Source organism: Opitutus sp. ER46, assembly GCF_003054705.1.
In the GTDB taxonomy this organism is placed as follows: domain Bacteria; phylum Verrucomicrobiota; class Verrucomicrobiia; order Opitutales; family Opitutaceae; genus ER46.
Window position 1 is genome coordinate 785,961 of record NZ_QAYX01000025.1, and the last position, 23,297, is coordinate 809,257.

The window sequence follows — 23,297 nt, forward strand, 5'->3', positions numbered from 1 at the left end:
GGATAACGTTGAATGTGATGCGGAAGGAACGTGGCGGACGGAGGGGCGAGAGCGGTTCAGGCGCTGGCGACGGCCGGCCCGGCGGCGTTGGCGGTGGCGACGGCGGGTGAGCCGCTGGCCGGATTTGCGGGCAACCGCTCAGCGAGAATCTCGGCCACGTCCAGGACGCGCGCCTCGGAGCCGTTGGCGGCCACGCCATCGGTCATCTGGGTCAGGCAGAAGGGGCAGCCGACCGCGACCGTACCGGCGCCGGTACCCAGGGCCTCGCGGGCGCGCTGGGTGGACACGCGCTGGGCGGGCGGCTCCTCCATCCACATGCGGCCGCCGCCGGCACCGCAGCAGGAGGTGCGCTCCTCGCGACGGGCCATCTCGCGCAGCGGTCCCGCGCCGGTGCCGTTGAGAGCGGCCTGCAGGACCTCACGCGGCGCCGCGTGGATCCGGTTCACGCGCGCGAGGTAGCATGGATCATGATACGTGACGGACGCGGTGGCGGCGCCGGGCGCGGGGGAGGCGAGCTTGAGCCGGCCGCTCGCGAGGAGGTCCGCGAGCAACTGCGTGTGGTGGACAACCTCGTAGTGACCGCCGAACGCGGGGTAGTCCCGCAGGAGGGCGTTGAGGCAGTGCGGGCAGTGCGCGACGATCTTGCGCACGCCGTACTTGGCGAGCGTCGCAATGTTGGCGGTGGCGAGTTCCTGGAAGAGAAACTCGTCGCCCAGCCGGCGGGCGGAGTCCCCTGTGCACTTCTCCTCGGAGCCGAGGATCGCGAAATTGACACCGGCGGCGTTGAGCAACCGGACCATGGCGCGGGCGACGCGCTGGGCGCGGCGGTCGTATGAGCCCGCGCAGCCGATCCAGTAGAGCAGTTCAAAGTTCGGGTTCTCGCGGACGGTCGGGGCGGCGGGGATATCCATGGGAGGGGAGCGAGGGGACGGACGAAGTTTGGCGGAGAGCGGCTGGCGCGGGGGGAAGTGCCGGCTCAGCGAGAGCTGGCCGGTTCGGCGGCCGCAGCCGGAGCCGGAGGCGGAGTGGCAACGGGCCGCCACGCGGCCCGCTCCGAGGCGGGCAGGCCCCAGGGGTTGGCGGCGGACTGCATTCGCCGGAGCGTGGTGGCGGCGGTGCCGCTGAGCCCGCCCTCGTTCGCGAGGTGGCGGCGGAGATCGAGAATGAGCCGAAGCTGGTCGATGCGCACGGGGCAGATGTCGACGCAGGCGCTGCAGGTGGTGCAGGCCCAGAGCGTCTCGGCGGCGATCGTCTCGCCGTGCAGCGCGCGAGGCGCGGCGGCTGTCGGACCGGCGCCGAGCGTGTCCTGCATCAGGTGCTTGAGATCCTGGACGACGCGCTTGGGCGAGAGCGGCTTCCCCGTGGCGAACGCGGGGCAGGCGTCCTCGCAGCGACCGCACTCCATGCAGGCGTCGAGGCTGAGCAGTTGTTGGAACGTGAACTGGCGGATGTCGTTCACGCCTACGCGCCCGGTACGCTCGACCTCCTCCATCGTGACGGGCTGGAGTTGTCCCATCGCCGGCCGCGAGAGGAACAGGTTGAGGGGGCCGGCGATGAAGTGGAACAGCCGCGTGAACGGGATCGCCGCGAAAAAGCCGAAGATGAGGAGCGCGTGCGCCCACCAGGCGGCGAGGTGCCACTGTCGTGCGCCGGGTTCGCCGAGTCCGGCGAACGCCTGGGAGAGCCACAAGCCGACCGGGGAGCACTGCGCGGCAATGCCGTGCGGCTGCTGCCAGACGATGCGCAACGCCTCGATGACGTAGCCCGTGACGCCGATCGCGATGAATGTGCCGAGCACGAACCAGTCGCTGCCGCGATGGCCGACGCTCGCGGGCCGGCGCGTGCGACGCCACAGGAAGTAGCCGCAGCCGAGCAGGAAGAAGAGTCCGGCGATATCCAGGACGAACTCGTACACGACGTAGTAGGTGCCGTGGTGAAACTGCAGGTTCTTCGAGATCCAGCCCGCGATGTGATCGAGCTCCAGGAGCGTTGTGCCGAGGAGCAGCAGCATGAAGCCGGCAAAGAGCGCGATGTGAGCTCGACCTGCGGCTCCGCGGCCTTTCACCCGCTGCTGGCCGAGTCCGTCGACCAGCACGCGTTTCACGCCCGGACCGATCGCTGCCTTCAGCTCCATCTGGTTGGACAGGTGAGTGAGAGTCGGCGGCGCGTCGATCTCCGCGGCCGCGGGGGCGGCCGGACGCGGACGCCGGCGGAGGAGCGTCGGCATGTTGCGCAGCGCCGTGATGCCCAGTTCGCGCCAGCCCACGGGCTGGCCCTGACGCCAGAGCTGGTAGCGGCGCCAGACGCCGTACGCGAAGACCCCCGTCGACACCACGGCGAGAATGTAGAATGCCCACTGCGAGCTCTGCGGGATATTGCCGAACGTTTCGCGAGTGGGAGTCATGGGAAAGGGAATGAGGGAGTGAGGGAATGAGGGAGTGAAGGGTCGTGCTCGAATCGTTCTCGTTTTCGGACCGCGTCGCTCAGTTGGTTCGGTATCTGCCGCCAGTCGGATCAGCGTCTTTCTCTTACTCTTCCTCTTACTCTTTCTCTCCTCGCTGCATTCCTGCTCCGTTGCCGACCTCAGTGTTTCAGCCGCGAAATGATCTGCGGCACCGCTTCGTAGACGTCGGCGACGAGACCGTAGTCGGCGACGGCGAAGATCGGCGCATCGGGGTCCTTGTTGATGGCGGCGATGACCTTGGCGTCCTTCATCCCGGCGACGTGCTGGATGGCGCCGGAGATGCCGACGGCGAGATAGAGCTCGGGCGCGACCACCTTGCCGGTCTGGCCGATCTGGAGCGCGTTGGAGGTGATGCCGGCGTCGACGAGCGCGCGGGAGGAGCCGACGGCGGCGCCGAGCGTGTCGGCGAGCCCGCCAACCAGGCGCTCGAAGTCCTCGGCGTTCTTCAGGGCCCGGCCGCCGGAGACGACAATGCGCGCCTCGGTGGGATCGGGCCGTCCGGCGCCCTTTTCCTCGCGGCTGATGAACTCGATGCCAGAGGGAAGTGCCGCGACGTCGATGGTCACGGGGACGGCTGGCGACGTGGCGGATGACTTTTCCGGGGTTGGGAACGCGGAGGAGCGGACGGTGAGGACCTTGACGGCGCCGGCGAGGCGCACGGTCGCGACGACGTTGCCGGCGTGCATGACCCGCCGGAAGACGGGTTCCTCGGCGGAGGCGTCAACGCCGATGACGTCGCTGAGCATCCCAGCGTCGAGCAGCGCCGCGGCGCGGGGCAGGACGTCCTTGCTGAACGTGGACGCGGCCGCCACGACGACGCTCGTGTTCCGTTCGCGGGCGACCTGGGCGATCACGTCGGCGTAGCGGTCTGCCAGCGGTTCGGCGAGGGCGGGGGCAGCAGCGATGAGCACCGCACTGGCGCCGTATGAGGCGACGCTGGGAACGAGTCCACCGACGTCTGAGCCGAGCAGGAGAACGTCGAAGGTATGGGCGCCCGCGGCGCAGACCTGCCGGGCAAACCCGATCGCGGCGCCGGTGGCGAGCTTGAGCTGTCCGCGCGAGATCTCGGCAACGATGAGGAGATTCATAAGTGAGAGTGAGAGTGAAAGTGAGAGTGGGCGGACGGCGGGGCGGGGTGGTAGTCGGCCGTCTGAGTCAAAGCAGGGTGAGGGCGGGGCCGGTGCGCGGGTGTCGATGTGCGGTTGGAGGCTTCGGGGGCGGGCCACTTTCACCCTCACTTTCACTTTCACTTTCACTTCGCCCGCGGCGGTCAGCCGCGGGCGGCGAGGAGGTGGGTGACGAGGTCTTCGACGGTTTTGACGCGAATGCCAGCGGCGCGCTTGGGCGGGAGCTCGAGCTTCTGAATGGTGGTGCGGGGCGTGGGGTCGACGCCGAGGTCGGCGACGGCGAGTTCCTCGAGGGGCTTGCGTTTCGCCTTCATGATGCCCGGCAGGGAAACGTAGCGTGGCTCGTTGAGGCGCAGGTCGGCGGTGAGAACCGCGGGCAGCCTGACCGCGACCGTCTCGATCCCGGCGTCGGTTTCGCGGCGGCAGACGGCGCGCGGCTCGCCGGGTGTCCACTCCAGCCGAGAGATGAAAGTGGCCTGTGGGAGGCGCAGGAGGCCGGCGAGCATTTGTCCGGCCTGGTTGGAGTCATCGTCGATCGCCTGTTTGCCCATGAGGACGACATCGGGCTTCTCGCGCTGAAAAAACGCGGCGAGCACCTTGGCGATGGCGAGGGAATCCGGCGGCGTGGCGACGCGGATGAGCACGGCGCGGTCGGCGCCCATGCCGAGGCCGGCGCGCAGCTGCTCGATGGCGTCGTCGCTGCCGATCGAGACAACCGCGACCTCGACGTTGGCGGAGCGTTCCTTGACCCGCAGGGCCTCCTCGAGGGCGATCGCGTCGAATGGGTTGATCACGAACTTGGCGCCGTCGAGGTCGATGCCGGAGCGGTCGGCGCGAAGCCGCAGCGGGGTGTCGGGATCCGGCACGCGCTTGAGCGGGACGAGAATCTTCATGGGGCGCCTCAGTTGAGGAACTCGATGACGCCGGCGCCGCCCATGCCGCCGCCGACGCACATGGTGACGAGTCCGTAGCGGCCCTGGCGGCGGCGGAGCTCGTGGAGCACCTGGACGGTGAGCTTGGCTCCAGTGGCGCCGAGCGGATGACCGAGCGCGATGGCGCCGCCGTTGACGTTGACGCGATCGGACGGGAGTTCACAGCGCCGCATGACGGCGAGGCTCTGGGCGGCGAAGGCCTCGTTGAGTTCGATGAGGTCAATCTGGTCAAGGGTGAGCCCGGCGCGCTGGAGGGCCTTCGGGATGGCGACGATCGGGCCGATGCCCATGACGCCGGGGGCAACGCCGCCGACGGCGTAGGAGACGAAGCGGCCGATGGGCTTGAGGCCAAGTTCGCGCACGCGATCGCCGGACATCAGCACGACGGCGGCTGCGCCGTCACTGCGCTGGGAGGAGTTGCCAGCGGTGACAGTGCCCTTCGGGTGGAAGGAAGGCTTCAAGGCGCCAAGTCGCTCGAGCGACGTGTCGGCGCGCGGACCCTCGTCAGTGTCGAAGGCGAAACGGTTCTCGCGCCGCCGCTGGTCGGGCCCGAGGTTGACCTCGGTGACGGGGACCGTGAGGCACTCCTCCTTGAACCGGCCGCCCTCGATCGCCGCGAGGGCCTTCTGGTGGCTCTGGTAGGAAAACGCGTCCTGGTCCTCGCGGGAGATGCCGTAGTCGCGGGCGACGTTCTCGGCGGTGAGGCCCATGGACAGGTAGGCGTCGGGCATCGTGTCGACGAGCGTCGGGTTGAGCGTGGTGCGGTAGCCGAACATCGGCACGAGGCTCATGCTCTCGGCGCCGCCGGCGACCACGACGTCGCCCATGCCGGACATGATCCGCTGGGCGCCGATCGCGATGGCCTCGAGCCCGGAGTTGCAAAACCGGTTGACGGTGACGCCTGGGACCGACTCCGGCAGGCCGGCGAGTTGGACGACGACGCGGGCGAGGTTGAACCCCTGGGAGCCCTCGGGCATGGCGCAGCCCATGATGACGTCGTCGATCATGGCGGGCTCGAGGCCAGGGGCGCGGGCGAGGGCCTCGCGGACGCAGAGGGCGCCGAGGTCGTCGGCGCGGACGGTGCAGAGCTTGCCCTGAGGGGCTTTGCCGACGGGGGTGCGGACGGCGGAGACGATGAAAGCTTCTTTCATGGGATCAGTTGCGGAGGGGTTTGCCGGTGATGAGCATGTGCTGGATGCGGGCGAGGGTGAGCGGCTCGCCGCAGAGGCCGAGGAACGCCTCGCGCTCGAGTTCGAGAATGTAGGATTCGGATACGAATTGGGGGCTGGTGAGGTCACCGCCGCAGAGCACGTGGGCGAGACGCGCGCCGATCTTCTGGTCGTGTGCGCTGATCTGGGCGGCGCAATGCATGTTGTGCAGGGCGGAGCGCAGATTGGCGCTGCCGGTGCGGCCGAGCGCGGGGATGTTCGTGCGCATCGGGGTGGGCCGGTAGTCCGGCGCCATCGCAAGGACCTTCGCCTTGGCGGTGCCGATGAGCCAGTCCTGGTTCATCACGAGGGTCCACTCGCCGTTCCGTAGGTAGCGGAGCTTGGCGGCCTCGACCGCGGCGCCACCGATCCGGGCGAGCGCGATGGTTTCCCACGCGAGCCGGACACCCGCGAAATAGTCGGGATCGTCGCCCGCGGGAATGCCCTCGGTGCAGCGAACAAGCATCTCCTTCGTGCCGTGCGCGCCGGGGATGAGACCGACGCCGACCTCGGGCAGTCCCATGTAGGTCTCGGCCGAGGCGACGACGTGGTCGCAGCCCATCGCGAGTTCGCAGCCACCGCCGAGCGTGTAGCCGTGAACGGCGGCGACGACCGGCTTCTCGAACTGGTGGAGCGTGCTCGTGGCCTCCTGGAAGCGGCGGAGCATGGCGTCGATGTCCTCCCAGTGGCCCTGGCTGATATAGGTGGCGAACTCCTTGAGGTTGGCGCCGGCCGAGAAGTGTGGGCCCTGGTTGCCGATGACGAGCCCGGCGAAGTCGCGACGCACGCGCTCGAGCGCCTCGCGCAGGAGCGTGAGCTGCTCCTCGCCGATCACGTTCATTTTGTTGTGGAACTCGAGGCAGGCGACGCCGTCGCCGAGATCCAGCAGGCTGCCGCCCGAGTAGTGGCCGATCACGCCGCCGGCGGCGCGCACGCGGTCGAGCCGCAGCGCCTGGGGCGGGGTGGTCTGCTCGACGTCGGCGTCGGAGCCGGGCGCGAACGTGTACACGCGGTTGGCGCGCATCTGGTGGAAGGAGGTGCGGCCGGAGGCGAGGAGGGCCTTTGCCAGCGCCGGTACCGGGCGGTCCTCGCGTTCCAGGCGGGCGACCACCTCGGCGACGCCGAGGGCGTCCCAGAGCTCGAACGGCCCGAGCTCCCAGTTGTAGCCCCACTTCATCGCGTTATCGATGGTGACGAGGTCGTCGGAGATCTCCGGCACGAGGTTGGCAGCGTAGCAGAGCACCGTGCTCAGGTGCTTCCAGGCGAAGCGGCCGGCGGCGTCGCCGATGGAACACAACGCGCGCAGGCGGACGGGCAGCGCGGGAATGCGGTTGACGGCGGTGAGGGAAGGAAACGCGGGCGTGGCGACGGGCCGGTACTCGAGCGTGCGGTGATCGAGCACCTGGACCTCGGCGCCCTTGGCGCCCTTGATCCGGCGGTAGAAACCCTGGCCCTTCTTGGCACCCCACCAGCCGCGCTCGATCATCTCGGTGACGAACTTCGGCTGGGCAAACACGCGTCGCTCGCTCTCGCGCGGGAGCATCTCGCGAAGGTTGGCGCCGATCTGGGCCATGAGATCGATGCCCACGACATCGCAGAGTCGGAACGTCGCGCTCTTGGGCCGTCCGATGACCGGGCCGGTGATCGCGTCGACGTCATCGACCCCGAGCCCCTCCTCGAGCATGAGCCAGAGCGCGGTCTGCAGATCGTAGCAGCCGATGCGGTTCGCGACGAAGCCGGGGGTGTCCTTGCCTACGACGGTGCCCTTGCCGAGGACGCTGGCGGCGAAGGTGCTGAATGACTGGAGCAACGCCGGCTCGGTGTTCGGCCCCGGGATGAGCTCGAGGAGCTTCATGTACCGCGGCGGGTTGAAAAAATGCGTGCCAAAGAAACGGCGCGTGTAGGTCGGCGGCAGGCCCTCGACGAGCCGGGCGATCGGCAGCCCGGAGGTGTTGGTGGTAACGAGGGCGTCGGGCCGGACGAGCGCGGCGAGCTGCCGGTGCAAGGTCTGCTTGAGGTCGAGCCGCTCGAGAATGGCCTCGATCACCCAGTCGGCCTCGCGGACCTCGGGCAGGTTGTCCTCGACGTTGCCGAGCCGGACGAGGGCGGCGGCGGATTTGGTGAACAGCGGGGACGGCGACAGCTTGCACGCGCGGTCGAAGAGCGTGCGGGTGACGCGATTGCGGACGGCGGGAGAGCGGAGATCGAGACCGCGCGCCTGCTCCTCGAGGAGGAGTTCGGTCGGTGGGACGTCGAGCAGGAGGACCGGGATGCCGACGTTGGCGAGATGGGCCGCGATCTGTGCGCCCATCGTGCCGGCGCCGATCACGGCGGCGGTGCGGATGCGCAGTGGGGCCGAGAAAGCGGCGGCCGGGAGCGTGCGCTCTTTCGCGCCGGCGGTGGACTCCACCGGCAGCGGCGAAGTGGAGGTGGAAGCGGGGGCAACAGGAAGCGTGAGGGTCATGACGTGGGAGTGGAGGAGGGGGAGGAAGGACGGAGGGCGCGGCGGAGGACCTTGCCGACCGCGCTCTTGGGGAGAGAGGGAACGAACTCGACCTGGCGCGGGCACTTGTAGGCCGTAAGCTTGCGCCGGCAGAGCTGCGTGAGCTCCTCGGCGGTGAGGTCCTGGTCCCGTTTCACGACGAAGAGCTTCACGATCTCGCCGCAGTGTTCGTCCGGGATGCCGACCGCGGCGCAGTCGAGGACGCCTGGGTGGGAGGTGACGACGTCCTCGATCTCGTTGGGGTAAACGTTGAAGCCCGAAACGAGGATCATGTCCTTCTTCCGATCGACGATCCGGAAGTAGCCGTTGGGCTCCATCACGCCGATATCGCCGGTGTGGAAGAAGCCGTCAGGCGAGGTGACGTGCGCCGTCTCGTCGGGCCGCTGCCAGTAACCGACCATGACCTGGGGACCGCGGACGCAGAGTTCACCCGCCTGTCCGGCAGGAAGGTCCTGCCCCTGCTCGTCGCGGATCACGAATTCCATTGAAGGAAACGGGATGCCGATGGTGCCGGTGTAATTGCCGTCGCCGAGCAGGTTGCAGCTCACGGCGGAGACCGTCTCGGTAAGGCCGTAGCCCTCGGTCAACGCATGGCCGGTGACCGCCTGCCAGCGTTCGGCGGTCACCCGGTGCGTCGCCATGCCGCCGGCGATCGCGGCGCGGCAAGCGGAGAAGTCGACCTGGTCGAAACCCGGATGGCGGACCAGCGCGCTGAACAGCGTGTTGACGCCGATCATCAGCTGGAACCGGTGGCGGCGCATCGTCCGGATCAGGCCGCGAATGTCGCGCGGGTTGGGGACCAGGATGGCGCAGGCGCCGAGGTGGACCCAGGTGAGTCCGATCAGCAGGGCGAAGATGTGGTAGAGCGGCAGGGGGATGAGAACGGTGAGCCGTTCACCGGCGGGCAGACCGCTGAGGACCGGCGTGGTCCAGGCGGCGGTGTTGAGCACGCCGGCAAGGAGGTTGCGGTGGGAGAGCATCGCGCCCTTCGCGGCACCGGTGGTGCCGCCGGTGTACTGGAGGAAGGCAATGTCGTCTTGCGTGGCGGTGTACGGCTGCAGCGGACGGTTGGCCCCGTGGCGGACGACGTCGCTGAACCAGTGGTGGCCCGGGAGACTCCAGGCCGGGACGCCGTGCTTGAGGTGGCGGGTGACGAACGTTGCCGCCGGTCCCCGCACGGGCCCGAGCAGATCACCCACGCAAGACACGATGACGTGCTTCACGGCGGTGTGCTCGACGGCGCGGCAGAGCGTGTGAGCGAAGTTCTCGAGCAGGACGATCACCTCGGCCCCGCTGTCGGCGAGCTGGTGCTCGAGTTCCCGTGCGGTGTAGAGCGGGTTGACGTTCACGACGACGGCGCCGATGCGCAACGCCCCGAGGACGGCGACGTAGTACTGCGGCAGGTTGGGCAGCATGACGGCGACGCGGGCGCCGGGCTGGACCCGATGAGCCTGAAGCCAGCTCCCGAACGCGCGGGACTGGCGCTCCAGCTCCCCGTAGGTGGTGTCGTGGCCGAGACACTGCAGGGCGATGCGGCTGGCGTTTCGTTCGAGCGAGGCGCCGAGCATGTCCCAGAGCGAGCGGTGGCGGTCGAGCTCGTGGGTGGTCGGCGGGATCTCGGGCGGGTAGTGGGCAAGCCACGGGCGGGACGGGTTGCCGGGCGCAGACTCGGTGGCCGTCGGGGACGCGGTCGCAGCAGTGGGAACGAACATGGTGGGTGGGAACGAGGGTGGGGAGCAGCCGCGGGCTCAGGGCGGTGAGACCGGCTTGGCGTCGACGGGGGAGCCGGCGCGCGCGGCAAAAAGCGCGGCCCGCTTGGCGAGGTGGGCGGCGGGCCAGAGCCAGCGCGCCATGGCCGGCAGCAGCCAGAGCGCGCCGACCATGTTGCAGAAGAACATGAACGCCAGGAGCAGGCCCATGTCGGCTTGGAACTTCAGGGTGGAGAACGCCCACGTGCCGACGCCGATGGCGAGGGCGCAGCCGGTGAACATCACCGACACGCCCATCGTGCTCAGCGCGTGATGGAGCGCGTCTTCAAACGTGTGCCCGCGGTGGAGGCGCACGAGGAGCGCCGAAAAGAGATAGATGCCGTAGTCGACGCCGATGCCGACGCCGAGCGCGATGACCGGGAGCGTCGTGGTCTTCAGCCCGATGTCCAGGTGCACCATCAGCGCGAAAGCCAGGTCGGAGACTAGGACGAGCGGCAGGACCACGCACAGCGTGGCGCGCCAGGAGGCGAAGGTCAGGAGACAGAGCACGACGACCACGCCGTAAACCCACATGACCATCGGAAACTGGGCGGCGGAGACGACCTCGTTGGTGGCGGCCATGACGCCCACGTTGCCGCCGGCGAGACGGAACCGCGCCTTGGCGGTGCCGTGGCTGCGGTCAAATTCCTTCACGGCGTCGGTCACGGCCTGGATGGTCTCCGCCTTGTGATCCTTCAGAAAGAGCATCACCGGCATGACGGAGCCGTCCTGGTTGAGCAGGCCAGTGGAGGTCTCGATCGGGCTCACATTCTGGACCAGCACGCGCGGGTCGCGCGGGAGAATGCGCCACTTGAGCGAGCCCTCGTTGTAGCCCGCGTTGATGACCTTGGCGACGGACGCGAGGCTGACAACGGACTGGATGCCCGGGAGGGAGCGCATCCGGCCGCCAAACTGGTCCATGAGGTTGACCACCTCGTGGTCGATGCAGCCGTTGGGGACGGACTCGACGTAGACGGTGAGCAAGTCGACCCCGATGGAGAACTCGCGCGTGATGAGCGCGCTGTCCTGATTGTAGCGAGAATCGGGGCGAAGTTCGGGCACGCCGGCGTGCAGGTCGCCGATGCGGACCTGGTGGGACTTGTAGTTGCCGTAGGCGAAGACCGCGGCGCCGACCAGGAGCACGGCGATGGCGTGGCCCGGCGTGATGGTCGCGGCGAGCTTGCGCCAGACGGGCTGCAGCGTGTCGTGCCGGTGTTTCACGCGTTGGCGGAAACCGCGCGGCATGCGGGCATAGGAAAGCAGGATCGGCAGCAGGAGCCGGTCGGTGAAGACGATGAGGACCACGCCGATGCTGGCGGTGAGGGCGAGCTCCTGGATGATTGGCACCTTGACGAGGTAGATCGTGAGGAAGCCGACGGTGTCGGTCAGGATGGCAACCACGCCCGGGACGATGAGCTGGCGGAAGGAAGTGCGGGCGGACTCGAGTTCATTGCGCCCGGCGCAGAACTCGGCGTTGAACGACCGCAGAAGCTGCGTGGCATGGCTCATCGCGATCGCGAACACCAGGAACGGCACGAGGATCGAAAGCGGGTCGATGCCGAAGCCGAGGAGGCGCAGCACGCCGAGCTGCCAGATGACGGCGCAGATCGAGGTGACGAGCGGCAGGAGCGTCAGGACCAGCGACTGCGAGAAGAAGTAGAAGAGGATCGCCGTGATCACGAGCGACACGCCGAAGAACATGAGCACGCCTTTGGCGCCGTCGGTCACGTCGCCGATGACCTTGGCGAAGCCGATGATGTGGACGCTGACGTCGGCCGACTGAAACTTGTCGCGGATCGAACGCTCGAGTTGCTCGGAGAACTTGGCGTAGTTGAGCGGCTTGCCGGTCGACGGATCGAGGTCGACGATGCGGGCGCTGATGATCGCGCCGGTGAAGTCGTTGGCGACGAGCTGACCGAGCTTGCCGGACTTGACGATGTTTTCCTTCACGCGGGCGAACCCCTCCGGCGTGGGCGTGAAGTCGGCGGGGATGACGTTGCCGCCGGTGAAGCCGTCCTCGATCACCTCGATGTAGCGGACATTGGGCGTGAACAGCGACTGCACCTGGGCGCGGTCGACGCCGGGCAGGAAGAAGACCTCGTCGGTCGCGGCCTTGAGGGTCTGGAAAAACTCAGGGGTGAAGATGTCGCCCCGGCGAGCCATGAGGGCGATGACGACGCGGTTCGCGCCGCCGAACTGGCCTTCGTACTTGTTGAACGTGCGGATGTACTCGTGGTCCGTGGGGAGTTGCTTCTCGAAGCTGGCGTCGATGCGCGTCCGGACCGCGAACACGCCGAGCACGACGGTGCAGGCGGCGAACGCGGCGAGGATGAGGGGACGGTGCCGAAAGAGGGTGGCGGTGAGCCGATCGAGCAGGCGGGAAATCATGGGGAGGGCGGCAAGCGGAGGGTGGTGGCTCCGGCCTCGCCGAGGACGAGGAGCGAGCGGTCGGGCAACTCGAGGACCGCGGCGACGGCGCCGGGCAGCGAGACTTCGATGGGCTGGAAGGAGCGGGCGCCGTCGCGGCTGAGCGCGACCGTGCGGCTGGAGCCGGCGAGGACGATCGCGCCGTCGCGCAGCGAAATCCCCGCGGCGAGCAGTGCCGTGGAGCCGGTGGTCAGCTCGTGCCATGTGATGCCGGCGTCTTCGGAACGGAAGGCGCGGCCGCGGAGGCCGTGGGCGACGAGCGTGTGCTCGTCGAGGGCGAGCACCCCGTAGAGCGAGCCGGCGGACGGCGCGGTGAGTGGCTGCCACGTGGCGCCGCGGTCCGTGGAGCGCAGGAGCGTGCCGCTCTCGCCTGCGAGCAGCAGGCTTCCGCCGGGGCCGGCGACCAGCCGGTTGAAGTGCGTGTCGGACTCGGAGACGCGGCGGTGCTCCCAAGTGGCGCCGCCATCCCTGGTCTCGGCGAACAGTCCATAGGCGCCGACGGCGATGACGTGCGTCGCGTCCAGCGCGAGGACGTCGAGGAAGGAGTCTTCGGCTGGGTTGTCAGCGGCGAGCCGCTTCCAGGTGGATCCGCCGTCGGTGGTGCCGAGGATGACGCCCTCGTGGCCGACGGCCCAGCCGTGCTGGTGGTCGGGCGCGAAGGTGACGGCGGTGAGCGTGGCGGAGACGTTGGTGGAGATGGGCTGCCACTCGCGACCCTCGCTGGTGGAGCGCAGGAGGGTGCCACGTTCGCCGACAGCGACGATGGCGTTGCCGGCGAACGCGCCGGCGAGCAAGAGCGTCTGCGGCGCCGCGGCGAAGGTGCGGGTGGCGGAGAACGCGCATAGCGCCAGGAAAAGCCGATGAACAAGACGCATGAGAATCAGAGCGGTGGGGAGCCGCGGCGAAGAGAACTCACCCGCGGCGTGGCGGATTCAGGAAGGCAGGGCCGGCGGAACGGTCGGGGATGCAGCGGCGGGCGGCAGGGCGGACCCGCGGCCGGCGAGCGCGTCGCGGGAGCGCGGACCGGGTTGCAGGGCGCGGCCGCAGACGAGAAGGAGGAACAGAACCAGGACGAGCACGCGGGCGGCGTCCGATACGCGGGAAACAGTCACGGCGAAACAGGCCAGGGAGGCCGGTTAACGGTGGGTATGAAAATGGTAGCGCCGGTCTCCAGTCGGAGATGGGGAGGTTGACCGGCCGAAGACCGGCACTACGGGAACAGCAGGGCCGGGCGGCGATGCGACGGGACCGAACCCGCCACGGGCGCCGTCGGCGCGAACGAACTAGCGGACGCCCTCGCGGCGCAAGGAGTCCGGGCTGTAATCCCGGGCCGTGCGCTTGATGCTGAAGTCGTACATCCGCCCCTCGTTATCGAGACCGATGGCGAGGTAGCGGCCGACCTGGAGATCCATGTGGACCTCGAGCGTGCTCCAGAACGCGGGCACTTCGTAATAATTGATGCAGTGGGCCTCGGACACGCGCCAGAGCTGGCCACGGGTGTCGTACTGATCCACGGCGAGCACCTGCCAGCTGTCCTCGTCGACGTAGAACGTGCGGCGGGCGTACTGGTGGGACTTGCCGGGCTTCAGCTTGGCGTCGACGACCCAGACGCGGTGCAACTCGTAGCGGGCGAGGTCCTGGTTGATGTGCAGCGGCTTCAGGATGTCGGCGTATTTCACGTCGCGGCTGTGCAACTTGTACGAGTTGTACGGCACGATCATCTCCTTCTTGCCGACGAGCTCCCAGTCGTAGCGGTCGGGTGCGCCATTGAACATGTCGAACTGGTCGGTGGTGCGCATGCCGTCGGAGGCGGTGCCGGGGGTGTCGTACGCGATGTTGGGCGCGCGGCGGACGCGGCGCTGGCCGGCGTTGTAGGTCCAGGCGCGACGCGGCTCCTTCACCTGATCGAGCGTCTCGTGGGCGAGGAGGATCGAGCCGGCGAGGCGGGCGGGACCGGTGACGGTCTGCTTGAAGTAGATGATGACGTTGTCGAGCGTCTCGGGCGTGACGTCCGGGCGGTGGTAGTTGAACCACGACTCGTCCTCGAACGTCACGAGCGAGAACCCGCCGTTGCGCTGCGGGGCGGCCTGGCTGATGTAGCGGGCCACGGCGTCACCGCGATAGCGCAGCAGGTGGTTCCAGATCACCTCGAGGCCGTTTTGCGGAATCGGGAAAGGCGTTCCGATGAGCGCGCCCTCGACGCCGGCGCCGTCGTGGACGAGGTGGGCGGTGGAGGCGATCTTGCGGGTGGCTTCCTCGATGCGCGCCGGGACGGACGCGCTGCGGTGGGTCGGGTAAACGACGAGCTTGTAGTCGGGGTAGGCCTTGAGCAGCGCGAGATGGCCGGCGGTGAGTTTGCCGGCGTAGTTGCCCTGATTTTCAGGCGTGACGGTGTAGAGCGGCTTGTCGTCGGCGAAGGGATCGGGGTGATGATCACCCACCTTGTAGCCGGCGGGGGCTTTGACGCCGCCGGTCCATTCCGGGATGGAGCCATCAGCGTTGGCGGCGCGTTCGCCGCCGAGCGGGGTAAGTTCCTTGCCGAGTTTGGCAAGGGCGGCCTCGTCGAGCGCGGCCGTCGCCAGGGGGGCGACGGCGAGCAGGCAGGCGGCGGTGAGCAGGGTCTTCATGGGTGTGGGGGAACCGAGGTGGGGAACGATCAGAAGGAGTACTTCACGGTGGTGGAAACGAAGTCGCGGTCGGCGAGGAGATTGTAGCGCTTGGCACCGAAGAAATTCTGGTAGCGCAGCTCGAGCGACCACGAGTTCTGCCAGGTGAACTCGACGGCGACGCCGAGGGACTTGCGTCCGCGGACGAAGTTGCCGAGCGGGTACGGCGTGTTGCCTTGGACGTCGTGGGAGAACGCGAGGCTCGGTGAGATGTTCACTCCGGCGAAGACGTCGTTGTAGTCGAAACGCGCCATGGCCTGGTAGCCCCAGGAGAACTTGTCGCCAAACGCGTTGCCCGGGGTGGCCGGAAGGGTGCTGCCGGTGCCGACCATCGCGGCCTGGTTGCCGCTGGTGAAGGTGCCGGGCGCTTCAAAGCGCAGGACGTTTTTGTCCGGCAGGTTGGGAACCCACATGCCGCCGATTTCGGCGACAAGGGCGACCTGGCTGGAGCCGAACGTGGGACCGAGGACCTTCGTGAAGGTCGTCTGGGCGGACCAGACATCCTCGCGCTGGTAGCCGGGGATCTCCGTGCCATAGCGGCCGAGGTAGTTGCCAATCTGGTTGTTTGCGCCGAACTGCGGGGCGAGGGCGGAAAGGGCGGCGAACAGCAGCTCGACGTCATCGACCTGGAGCGGGACGCCATGCTTGTAGGCGACCTCGCCCTGCCAGGCGATACCGAGCCGGGAGAGGTCGGTGTTGAAGCTGGCACCGACCATCTTGATGTCCTCCGGGTACTCGATGAAGTAGCGGCCCTCGTGCGCGGCCGTCAGCAGTCCGACTTGGCGCGCGCCGTTGGCGATGGTGGTGGCGGCGGGGTAGAAGGGCTGGAGCGTGGCGGGCAGCGCGCTGGCGGGCACCCCGGTGAGCGCGGCGCCGAGGAGCGTCTGCAACGCGGCGGGCACGCCGGCGGGCGGGTAGCCGGCGGCGATCATGCCCGGGGCGAGATTCTGGGTCGCGAGATTCGAGGCGGTTGTCTGCACCAGCTGCGCGCTGACCCCGGCGGTCGGCGTGACGGCGCTGATGATCGGCAGCCGGCTGTGGTAGTTCATGAAGTACAGGCCGAACTCGGTGTCCTTGAGCCCAGGCGCCATGATGCGCATGGCGGCGCCGTATTGGTTGAAGTTGCCGCCGTCTCGGTCGTTGGCGCGCGGGATGGCGCCCAGCTCACTGCGATCGGACAGGGCGCCGAACCCGAGCATGACCTTGCGGCCGCCGCGTGGGGCGAAGTCGTTCGTCGAAAAGAACGTGCCGGCCGGCTCGGTCTCGGTGCGGCGGAACTCGAGCAGCCAGAACGCCTCGAGGTTGATATTCGGGGTGAGGCCGAAGGACACCTTGGCGAGGTTGTTTGGGAGGAAGGCCTCGCGCAGCTCGGCGCCGGGGACGCGAAGCTTGGAGACGTCGACCGCGTTCACGACGTTGATGCCGTTCGGAATGAACGTGCTCTCGCCGAGGCTCAGGACCTGGCGGCCGATCCGGAAATCAAAGGGACGGCCCGCGATCTCCGAGCGGTACACGCCGTACAGGTCGAGCAGGTCGGCGCGGCGACCGGCGCGGTCCTTGATCTCGTCCGTCAGCGGGAGGTGCCGACGGTCCTTATCCATCACCTCATAATCGTAGAAATACGTGACGCGGGCGAAGCCTTCGAGGTGGGGGCCGTATTTCAGGCTCAGCTCGTGCGTGCCCTTGAAGACCTCGGACGCCCAGCCTTTCGGAAAATTGAGATTGCCGTCGTCACCGTTGACGGAGTTGGCGTAGCCGCCGTTCGACGTGCCGTAGAGCCAGGGATCGGGATCGTTCAGCCGATAGATCGCTCCGAGCGAGAAGGTGCTGTCGAAGCTGCCGGAGACCGGGCCGGCTTTGAACGGCAGCGCCTGGATCGTAGGGGCCAGACCGAGCCCAAGCAGGAGGCTGGTCGCAACGATGAGCGTCCGGGCATGCCGGAGCACAACACAACGGGTGGGGTTCATTGGGGGGGAACAACTGACCCTGCGGCTGCAGGCCGGTGCCCGAAGGACGGCTGCAGCGGGTCAGACGCGTGGGTGTGGGTGTAGGGTGGGGAACTAAGCCGGGTGGGGGCCGGCGGGGGAACGGCGTGCACCGAAGTCAGCGAAGGAGGCTTTGCAAGCGAATATTCGCTAAAAGTTGCGAATTCTTGACCGGCATGCATCGGTACCGCAGCTTTTCGCGCCCCTCACCCCTGAGCCACCCCACATGGCCGAAACCTGGAAGTCCCGCTTTTTGCGCTGGCGAATCAACTGGTTCCCCGCGTACCGCCGCACCGGCGCCCGGGTCGTTTATCTCGCGCCCGATCACACGGAAATGCGCATCGCACTGCCGCTGGGCCGGGCGACGCGCAACCTCAACGGCACGCTGTATGGCGGCGCCATCTACGCCGCGGTCGACCCGCTCCACGCTTTGCTCGTGTCCGCGCAGCTCGGCCGCCGGCACCAGGTCTGGGTGCGGGCCGCGCGCATCAGCTTTCGGCGCCAGGGGCGGTCCACGCTATATGCGACGGCCCGGGTTGAACCGGCCGAGGTGGCTGAGCTGCGGGCCGAGCTCGAGGAGACCGGCCGCGCTGAGCGGGATTTTCGCCTCGATCTGCAGGACGCGAGCGGCGAGGTCTGCGCTCATTGCGTCGTCACGGTCCACGTTCGCTCCCGCGTCCCCGCCGTCCCCCAAGCCGCCTGATTTTCCTGATGTCCTCCGCCACCTCCGTTGATTTCGCCGCCGCTGCCGCCGTCCTGCCGCACAAGGAGAACCTCCGGTTCATCCTTGGGCTGAAGCTGAGCCGCCTCCGCAAGGCGCGCGAACTCTCGTTCAAGGACCTGTCGGAGCGCACCGGCCTGACCACCTCGTACCTCAATGAGATCGAGAAGGGCAAAAAGTACCCCAAGCCCGAAAAGATTGCCGCCCTGGCCAACGCTCTCGGCACGAGCTACGACGAACTCGTCTCGCTCCAGCTCGGACCGCAGCTCGACCGCCTCGCCGCCCTCCTGAAATCGGGACTCCTCCAGGCGCTGCCGCTGCACGTGTTCGGACTCTCGCCCGCCGACCTCGTCGCCATTGCGTCCAGTGACCCCGAGCGGATCAGCGCCCTCTTCGACACCCTCCTCACGATTGCGCGGCGGTTCGACGTGAAGATGGACGACCTGCTGCTCGCGGCGATGCGCTCCTACGTGGAGCAGAATCACAACTACTTCGAGGACCTGGAGGTGAGTTCGGAGGCGTTTCGTGCCGCGCATGGCTGGCCGCGCCGGGCGACGCCCGACATGAAGCAGCTCCGCACCTGCCTCATCAAAGAGTACAAGTACTCGATCGATGACACGATGCTGGCGACCCATCCGGACCTCCAGCGGTTGCGCGCGGTTTCGACCAACGGCGACTCCCGCCGGCTGTACCTGAACTCCCGGCTCAGCGAATGGCAGCAGGCCTTCCTCGTGGCGCGTGAGATCGGTGCCCGCTACCTCGGGCTGAACCCCGGGCCGACGACCTCTCCGCTGGTCAAGGTCGAGTCGTATCCCCAGCTCATCGACAACTTCCGCGCTTCGTACTTCGCCGGCGCGCTGCTGCTGAATCGCACGTTGCTCGAGGGCGACCTGCGGCGCTTCTTCTCGCTCGCGCGCTGGGAGGGCGAGGTGCTCGTTGCTATCCTCGAGAAGTACCAGTCGACGCCGGAGATGCTCTTCCACCGGCTCACGCAGATTCTCCCCCGGCTGTTCGCGCTGGAGCAGATGTATTTCATCCGCTTCGACCGCCGTCTTGGCACTCCGCACGTCTCGATCGGCAAGGAACTGCAGTACCACGGCATTCACGGCACCCACAGCATCAAGGACGAGGAGCACTACTGCCGCCGCGTGCTCGCCGTGCAGGCGCTGCTCAGCCTCGAGGCGGGTGGGCTCGCCAACGGCCCCATCGTGCACGCGCAACGCACGCGCGACCACGCGACCGACGAGGAGTTCTTCAACCTGTCCGTCACCTATTCTCAGGGGCCGGGCAGCGACGTGCTGTCCTGTGTGAGTATTGGTTTCCGCGTCGACGAAGCGCTGAAGCGCATGCTCGCGTTCTGGAACGATTCCGCCGTGCCGAGCCGCGTCGTGGGCTCCACGTGCGAACGCTGCCCCCTCACGGATTGCGCCGAACGCGCGGCAGCTCCCGTCCTCCACGCCAAGACCGAGCGCCGCCAGCGCGAGATCGAGGCAATCGCGGCGCTCGCGGCGATCGGCGCCGCCAGCGGCGTCGATCGCCGAGGGAGTGAGGGAATGAAGGAATGAGGGAGTGAGTGAAGGGGCGTGAAAGTGAAAGGGAGGCGGGAGTGAAAGTGAGGGTGAAAGTGAAAGTAGACGGACTAAACTGATCACTGGGAGGCGACTGAGGACGCTGAGCCGAGCTGGCGCGCCTGGCGGTCTGCCCGCGCCTCTTCGAGCCCCACAGAGTGAAGCCGTGCGCGCCGTCGCACGGCTTCACTTTCGGCGAAAAAAGTCGGATTTCGGTTTGACGAGCGAATATTCGCTCATTTGGTGCGATTCGCTTTTCCCACCACACGCGCCGGCTCGCTTTCGCCGGTTCCACCAGACGCCCCCCGCGTCGCGTTCCCACATGAAATCCCCCCTCTACATCGTCGAGGGCGTCCGCACGCCCTTTGCCAAGGCCGGCACGACCCTTGCCGACGCCGACGCCACCGAGCTCGGCCGCACCGCGGTCGCCGCGCTGCTCGCCCGCACCGGCATCGATCCCTCGACCATCGACGACGTCGTCATCGGCTGCGTCGGCAACCCGGCCGACGCCGCGAACGTCGGCCGTGTGATCGCCCTGCGCGCCGGCATCCCGCAGTCGGTCCCCGCGATTACGGTCTCGCGCAACTGCGCCTCCGGTCTCGAGGCGATCACGCAGGCGGCGCAGAAGCACGCCGCCGGTGAGGGCGAGGTGTTTGTCGTGGGTGGCGCCGAGAGCATGAGCAACTACCCGCTGCTCTACCGCCCGGAGACGGCGCGGAAGTTCGGCACGCTCGCCCGGGCGAAATCCCTCGGCAGCCGGGTGAGGGCGATGCTGGCGTTTCGGCCGAAGGATTTTTCCCCGCGCATCAGCCTCCTGCTCGGGCTCAACGATCCGGTGTGCGGCATGAACATGGGTGAGACCGCCGAGGTGCTCGCCCGCGAATGGGCAATCTCGCGCGACCAGCAGGACGAGTTCGCGCTGCTCTCCCACCAGCGCGCCCATGCCGCGGCGCGCCAGCAATATTTCAAGGACGAGACCGTGCCGGTCTTTCCGCACACGAGCCGCAAACCGATCGCCGTCGAGGCCGACAACGGCGTGCGCGAGAACCAGAGTCGCGAGGCTCTGGCGAAGCTGCGGCCGGTCTTCGTCAAACAGGGCGGCAGCGTCACGCCCGGCAATTCCTCCCAAATCACCGATGGTGCCGGCGCACTGCTCTTGATGAGCGAGACCGCGCTCGCCCGTTCCGGGCTCCAGCCGCTCGGCCGCATCGTGGGCTACGCGTACGCCGGCTGTGATCCGGCGCGCATGGGGCTCGGCCCCGTGTACGCCATGAGCCGACTCGAGCAGCGCACCGGCCTGCGGCTCGACCAGGCCGACCTCGTCGAAATCAACGAGGCCTTCGCCGCCCAGGTCCTGGCCTGCCGTGCCGCCGCGCAATCGACCGACTTCGGCCGCCAGTATCTCGGCCGTGACCGCGAGCTTGGCGAGATCCCGCTCGAGAAACTCAACGTCAACGGCGGCGCCATCGCGCTGGGCCACCCGGTCGGTGCGTCCGGCGCGCGGCTCGTGCTCTCCACCGTTCGCGAGCTCCGCCGCCGCAAGGCGAAGAACGCCGTCGTCTCCCTCTGCATCGGCGGCGGCCAGGGCGGCGCGCTCTGGCTCGAGGCCGCCTGAGCCGGCCGTCGCGCTGCCGCGCTCGCGATACCGCCACGTCTCACGCGGGTCGATTGCCGCCGAGTCTGCCGCCTTCGTTATTCCCCACCGCCTCCGCTTTCGGTTCTCCCTCGATTCCCCACGTTCCCGCGCCTCGCCGGCGTCTCACCCCTCGCCATGAGCAACATCACGCGCACCCTCGCCGCTGACGGCGTCTGCCTGCTGACCTTCGACCGCCCTGATTCGTCCGCGAACGTGTTCGACGTCCCCGCCCTGCAGGAACTCGACGCGCACCTCGCTTACCTCGAGCAGTTGCGGGCGTTGCGCGGCGTTATCCTGTTCAGCGCCAAGCCGAAGATCTTCCTCGCTGGCGCCGACCTGCAGTCGCTCACGCACGACTCCTCCGCCGCGTCGATGGAGCGCACCGGCCGCCTCGGTCAGCAGGTGTTCACACGGCTGGAGCGGCTCCCGGTGCCTTCGGTCGCCGCGATCCACGGTCTTGCGCTCGGCGGCGGTTTGGAGGTGTCACTCGCCTGTGACTGGCGCGTCGCCTCGAACGACAGCGGCACGAAGCTTGGCCTCCCGGAAACGATGCTCGGCATCCTGCCCGGCTGGGGCGGCTCCGTGCGGCTGCCTCGGCTGATCGGCTTGCCGGCCGCGCTCGGGCTGATCCTCCCGGGCAAGCAGGTCGTCGGCACCAAGGCGCGGAAGCTCGGGCTCGTCGACGAGGTTGTCGCGCGCGAGCAGTTGCTCGACGCCGCGCGCCGGCTGCTCGCGCGCGGCAAGCGGCGGCCGGCCGCGACGCCATGGGAAAATCGCCCCGTGTTGCGCGCAATCGTGGCACGTCAGGCCCGCAAACAGCTCCTCGCCAAGACGCGCGGGCTGTATCCCGCGCCGCTGGCGGCGATTGATGTCGCCACGCGCAGCCTGGGGCTGCCGCTCGACGCGGCGCTCGATTTGGAACGCGCGGCGTTCGTTCGCCTGACGCAGACGCCGGAGTGCCAGCAGTTGATGCGGATCTTCTTCCTGCAGGAGCGGGCCAAGAAGCTTGCGGCCCCCGGGGGCGCGGGGCCGCGGGACGTCGAACGGATCGCGGTCGTCGGCGCCGGCGTGATGGGTGCGGGGATCGCGCACTGGTCGAGCGCGCGCGGATTGCGGGTGCTGCTTCAGGACATCGGCAACGAGCCGCTCGCCCGCGGGCTGGCGACGATCCGGGACCTGTTCCGCGGCGCGGCGAAGCGGCGCTCAATCACCGAGGCTGAGGCGATGGCGGGCATGGATCGCGTGGTGCCCACGACTGGCGGCGTGCCGCTGCCGGTGGACGTCGTGGTCGAGGCCGCGGTCGAGAAGCTCGAGGCGAAACGCAGCCTCTTCCAGGACCTCGAGCGTCGGGCTGCTCCGCACGCCGTCCTGGCGACCAACACGTCCGCGCTTTCGATCGACGCGATTGCGGAGGGGCTGCGCGATCCCTCGCGCGTGGTCGGTATCCATTTCTTCAATCCGGTGGCCCGCATGCAGCTCGTCGAGGTCGTCCGCGGCGAGCGCACCTCCGATGCCGCGGTGGCGACCGCGCTCGGCTACGTGAAGCGCATCGGCAAGCTGCCGGTCCTCGTGGCCGATCGTCCCGGGTTCCTGGTGAACCGGGTGCTGACGCCCTACATGACCGAGGCGGTGCGGCTGTTCCTCGAGGGCGTTTCGATCGAGCGGATCGACGCGATCATGCTGGATTTCGGCATGCCGATGGGCCCGCTGCGGCTCGTGGACGAAGTCGGGCTCGATATCGCGCAGCACGTCGCCACCGACCTCGCGCGGCGGCTGCCGCACCCAGTGCCGGTGGACACCGATCTCCTGCAGCGTCTCATCGCAAAGAACTGGCTCGGCCGTAAGACCGGCCGCGGGTTCTACGTTTTCCCCGAGAAGAAGGGCGCCCGCGAACAGCCGAACGCCGAAGTGGTGCCGGGTCACGCCCCCGGCGCCGCCGCCCGTCAGGACGATGCCACGCGGCTCGATCGGATGACGCTGCTGATGGTGAACGAAGGCGCCCGCTGCCTCGAGGAGGGCGTCGTGGCCGAGTCGGCGGATGTGGACTTCGGCCTGATCTTTGGCGCCGGCTGGGCGCCGTTCCGCGGCGGGCCGCTCCGCTATGCCGACTCGCTCGGCATCGCTGAGGTCGTGCGGCGGCTCGAGCACCTCGCCGCCACCGTCGCGCCGTACTTTGCCCCCTGTCAGCTGCTCGTCGAAATGGGCCGCCGGCAGGGCGCCTTCTATTCCGAACCCACATCTCCCCGTCGGCCCGTGGCCGCCGCTCCGGCGGCGCGTACCGCGGACGTCGCAGTCTCAACCGCCTCCTGACC

Annotated in this window: 16 protein-coding genes; 4 read left to right on the forward strand and 12 right to left on the reverse strand. The window is 68.4% G+C overall.

The genetic code is table 11. The features are described from left to right. Positions 1-56: 56 nt before the first annotated feature. From DB354_RS21470 to DB354_RS21520, 12 genes are all read right to left on the reverse strand, one after another. Positions 57-911 (reverse strand): (Fe-S)-binding protein, encoded by an 855-nt coding sequence (locus DB354_RS21470; RefSeq protein WP_107837680.1) that lies wholly within the window; start codon positions 909-911, stop codon positions 57-59. 65 nt (positions 912-976) lie between these two features. After that, complete coding sequence (locus tag DB354_RS21475; protein WP_107837681.1) at positions 977-2,404, reverse strand: 4Fe-4S dicluster domain-containing protein; 1,428 nt, start codon at positions 2,402-2,404, stop codon at positions 977-979. A 179-nt stretch (positions 2,405-2,583) separates the two neighbouring features. After that, a complete protein-coding gene (locus tag DB354_RS21480; protein ID WP_107837682.1) occupies positions 2,584-3,552 on the reverse strand; it encodes an electron transfer flavoprotein subunit alpha/FixB family protein in 969 nt (322 codons plus the stop codon). A gap of 182 nt (positions 3,553-3,734) precedes the next feature. After that, a complete protein-coding gene (locus DB354_RS21485; protein WP_107837683.1) occupies positions 3,735-4,484 on the reverse strand; it encodes an electron transfer flavoprotein subunit beta/FixA family protein in 750 nt (249 codons plus the stop codon). 8 nt (positions 4,485-4,492) lie between these two features. Continuing rightward, entirely contained in the window at positions 4,493-5,674 is a 1,182-nt protein-coding gene (locus DB354_RS21490; protein ID WP_107837684.1) for a thiolase family protein, read from the reverse strand. 4 nt (positions 5,675-5,678) lie between these two features. Continuing rightward, positions 5,679-8,195: a 3-hydroxyacyl-CoA dehydrogenase/enoyl-CoA hydratase family protein gene (locus tag DB354_RS21495; RefSeq protein ID WP_107837685.1), complete on the reverse strand. Its 2,517-nt coding sequence runs from the start codon at positions 8,193-8,195 to the stop codon at positions 5,679-5,681. Next, a complete protein-coding gene (locus tag DB354_RS21500; RefSeq protein ID WP_107837686.1) occupies positions 8,192-9,946 on the reverse strand; it encodes an AMP-binding protein in 1,755 nt (584 codons plus the stop codon). The genes DB354_RS21495 and DB354_RS21500 overlap by 4 nt, the downstream gene beginning before the upstream one ends. 36 nt (positions 9,947-9,982) lie before the next feature. Beyond that, entirely contained in the window at positions 9,983-12,370 is a 2,388-nt protein-coding gene (locus tag DB354_RS21505; RefSeq protein WP_107837687.1) for an MMPL family transporter, read from the reverse strand. After that, a complete protein-coding gene (locus DB354_RS21510) occupies positions 12,367-13,284 on the reverse strand; it encodes a YCF48-related protein (protein WP_107837688.1) in 918 nt (305 codons plus the stop codon). Before DB354_RS21510 ends, DB354_RS21505 begins: the two co-directional genes overlap by 4 nt. A 57-nt stretch (positions 13,285-13,341) precedes the next feature. Next, positions 13,342-13,521, reverse strand: a complete 180-nt coding sequence (locus tag DB354_RS22130; protein WP_146180364.1) for a hypothetical protein — start codon at positions 13,519-13,521, stop codon at positions 13,342-13,344. A gap of 171 nt (positions 13,522-13,692) precedes the next feature. Then, positions 13,693-15,036 (reverse strand): DUF1329 domain-containing protein, encoded by a 1,344-nt coding sequence (locus tag DB354_RS21515; RefSeq protein ID WP_107837689.1) that lies wholly within the window; start codon positions 15,034-15,036, stop codon positions 13,693-13,695. Positions 15,037-15,065: 29 nt separating this feature from the next. Then, the gene (locus tag DB354_RS21520) at positions 15,066-17,042 is read right to left on the reverse strand and encodes a DUF1302 domain-containing protein (RefSeq protein WP_107837690.1); all 1,977 of its coding nucleotides are present in this window, start codon (positions 17,040-17,042) and stop codon (positions 15,066-15,068) included. A 244-nt stretch (positions 17,043-17,286) separates the two neighbouring features. On the opposite strand from DB354_RS21520, the gene DB354_RS21525 reads away from it, so the two are divergent. From DB354_RS21525 to DB354_RS21540, 4 genes are all read left to right on the forward strand, one after another. Then, positions 17,287-17,763: a DUF4442 domain-containing protein gene (locus tag DB354_RS21525; protein WP_107837691.1), complete on the forward strand. Its 477-nt coding sequence runs from the start codon at positions 17,287-17,289 to the stop codon at positions 17,761-17,763. An 8-nt stretch (positions 17,764-17,771) separates the two neighbouring features. Continuing rightward, entirely contained in the window at positions 17,772-19,346 is a 1,575-nt protein-coding gene (locus DB354_RS21530; RefSeq protein WP_107837692.1) for an XRE family transcriptional regulator, read from the forward strand. A 325-nt stretch (positions 19,347-19,671) separates the two neighbouring features. Then, positions 19,672-20,964 carry a thiolase family protein gene (locus tag DB354_RS21535; protein ID WP_107837693.1) on the forward strand — a complete coding sequence of 431 codons (1,293 nt, stop codon included), beginning with the start codon at positions 19,672-19,674 and terminating at the stop codon, positions 20,962-20,964. Positions 20,965-21,120: 156 nt separating this feature from the next. Next, complete coding sequence (locus tag DB354_RS21540; RefSeq protein ID WP_107837694.1) at positions 21,121-23,295, forward strand: 3-hydroxyacyl-CoA dehydrogenase NAD-binding domain-containing protein; 2,175 nt, start codon at positions 21,121-21,123, stop codon at positions 23,293-23,295. The last annotated feature ends 2 nt before the right edge of the window (positions 23,296-23,297 follow it).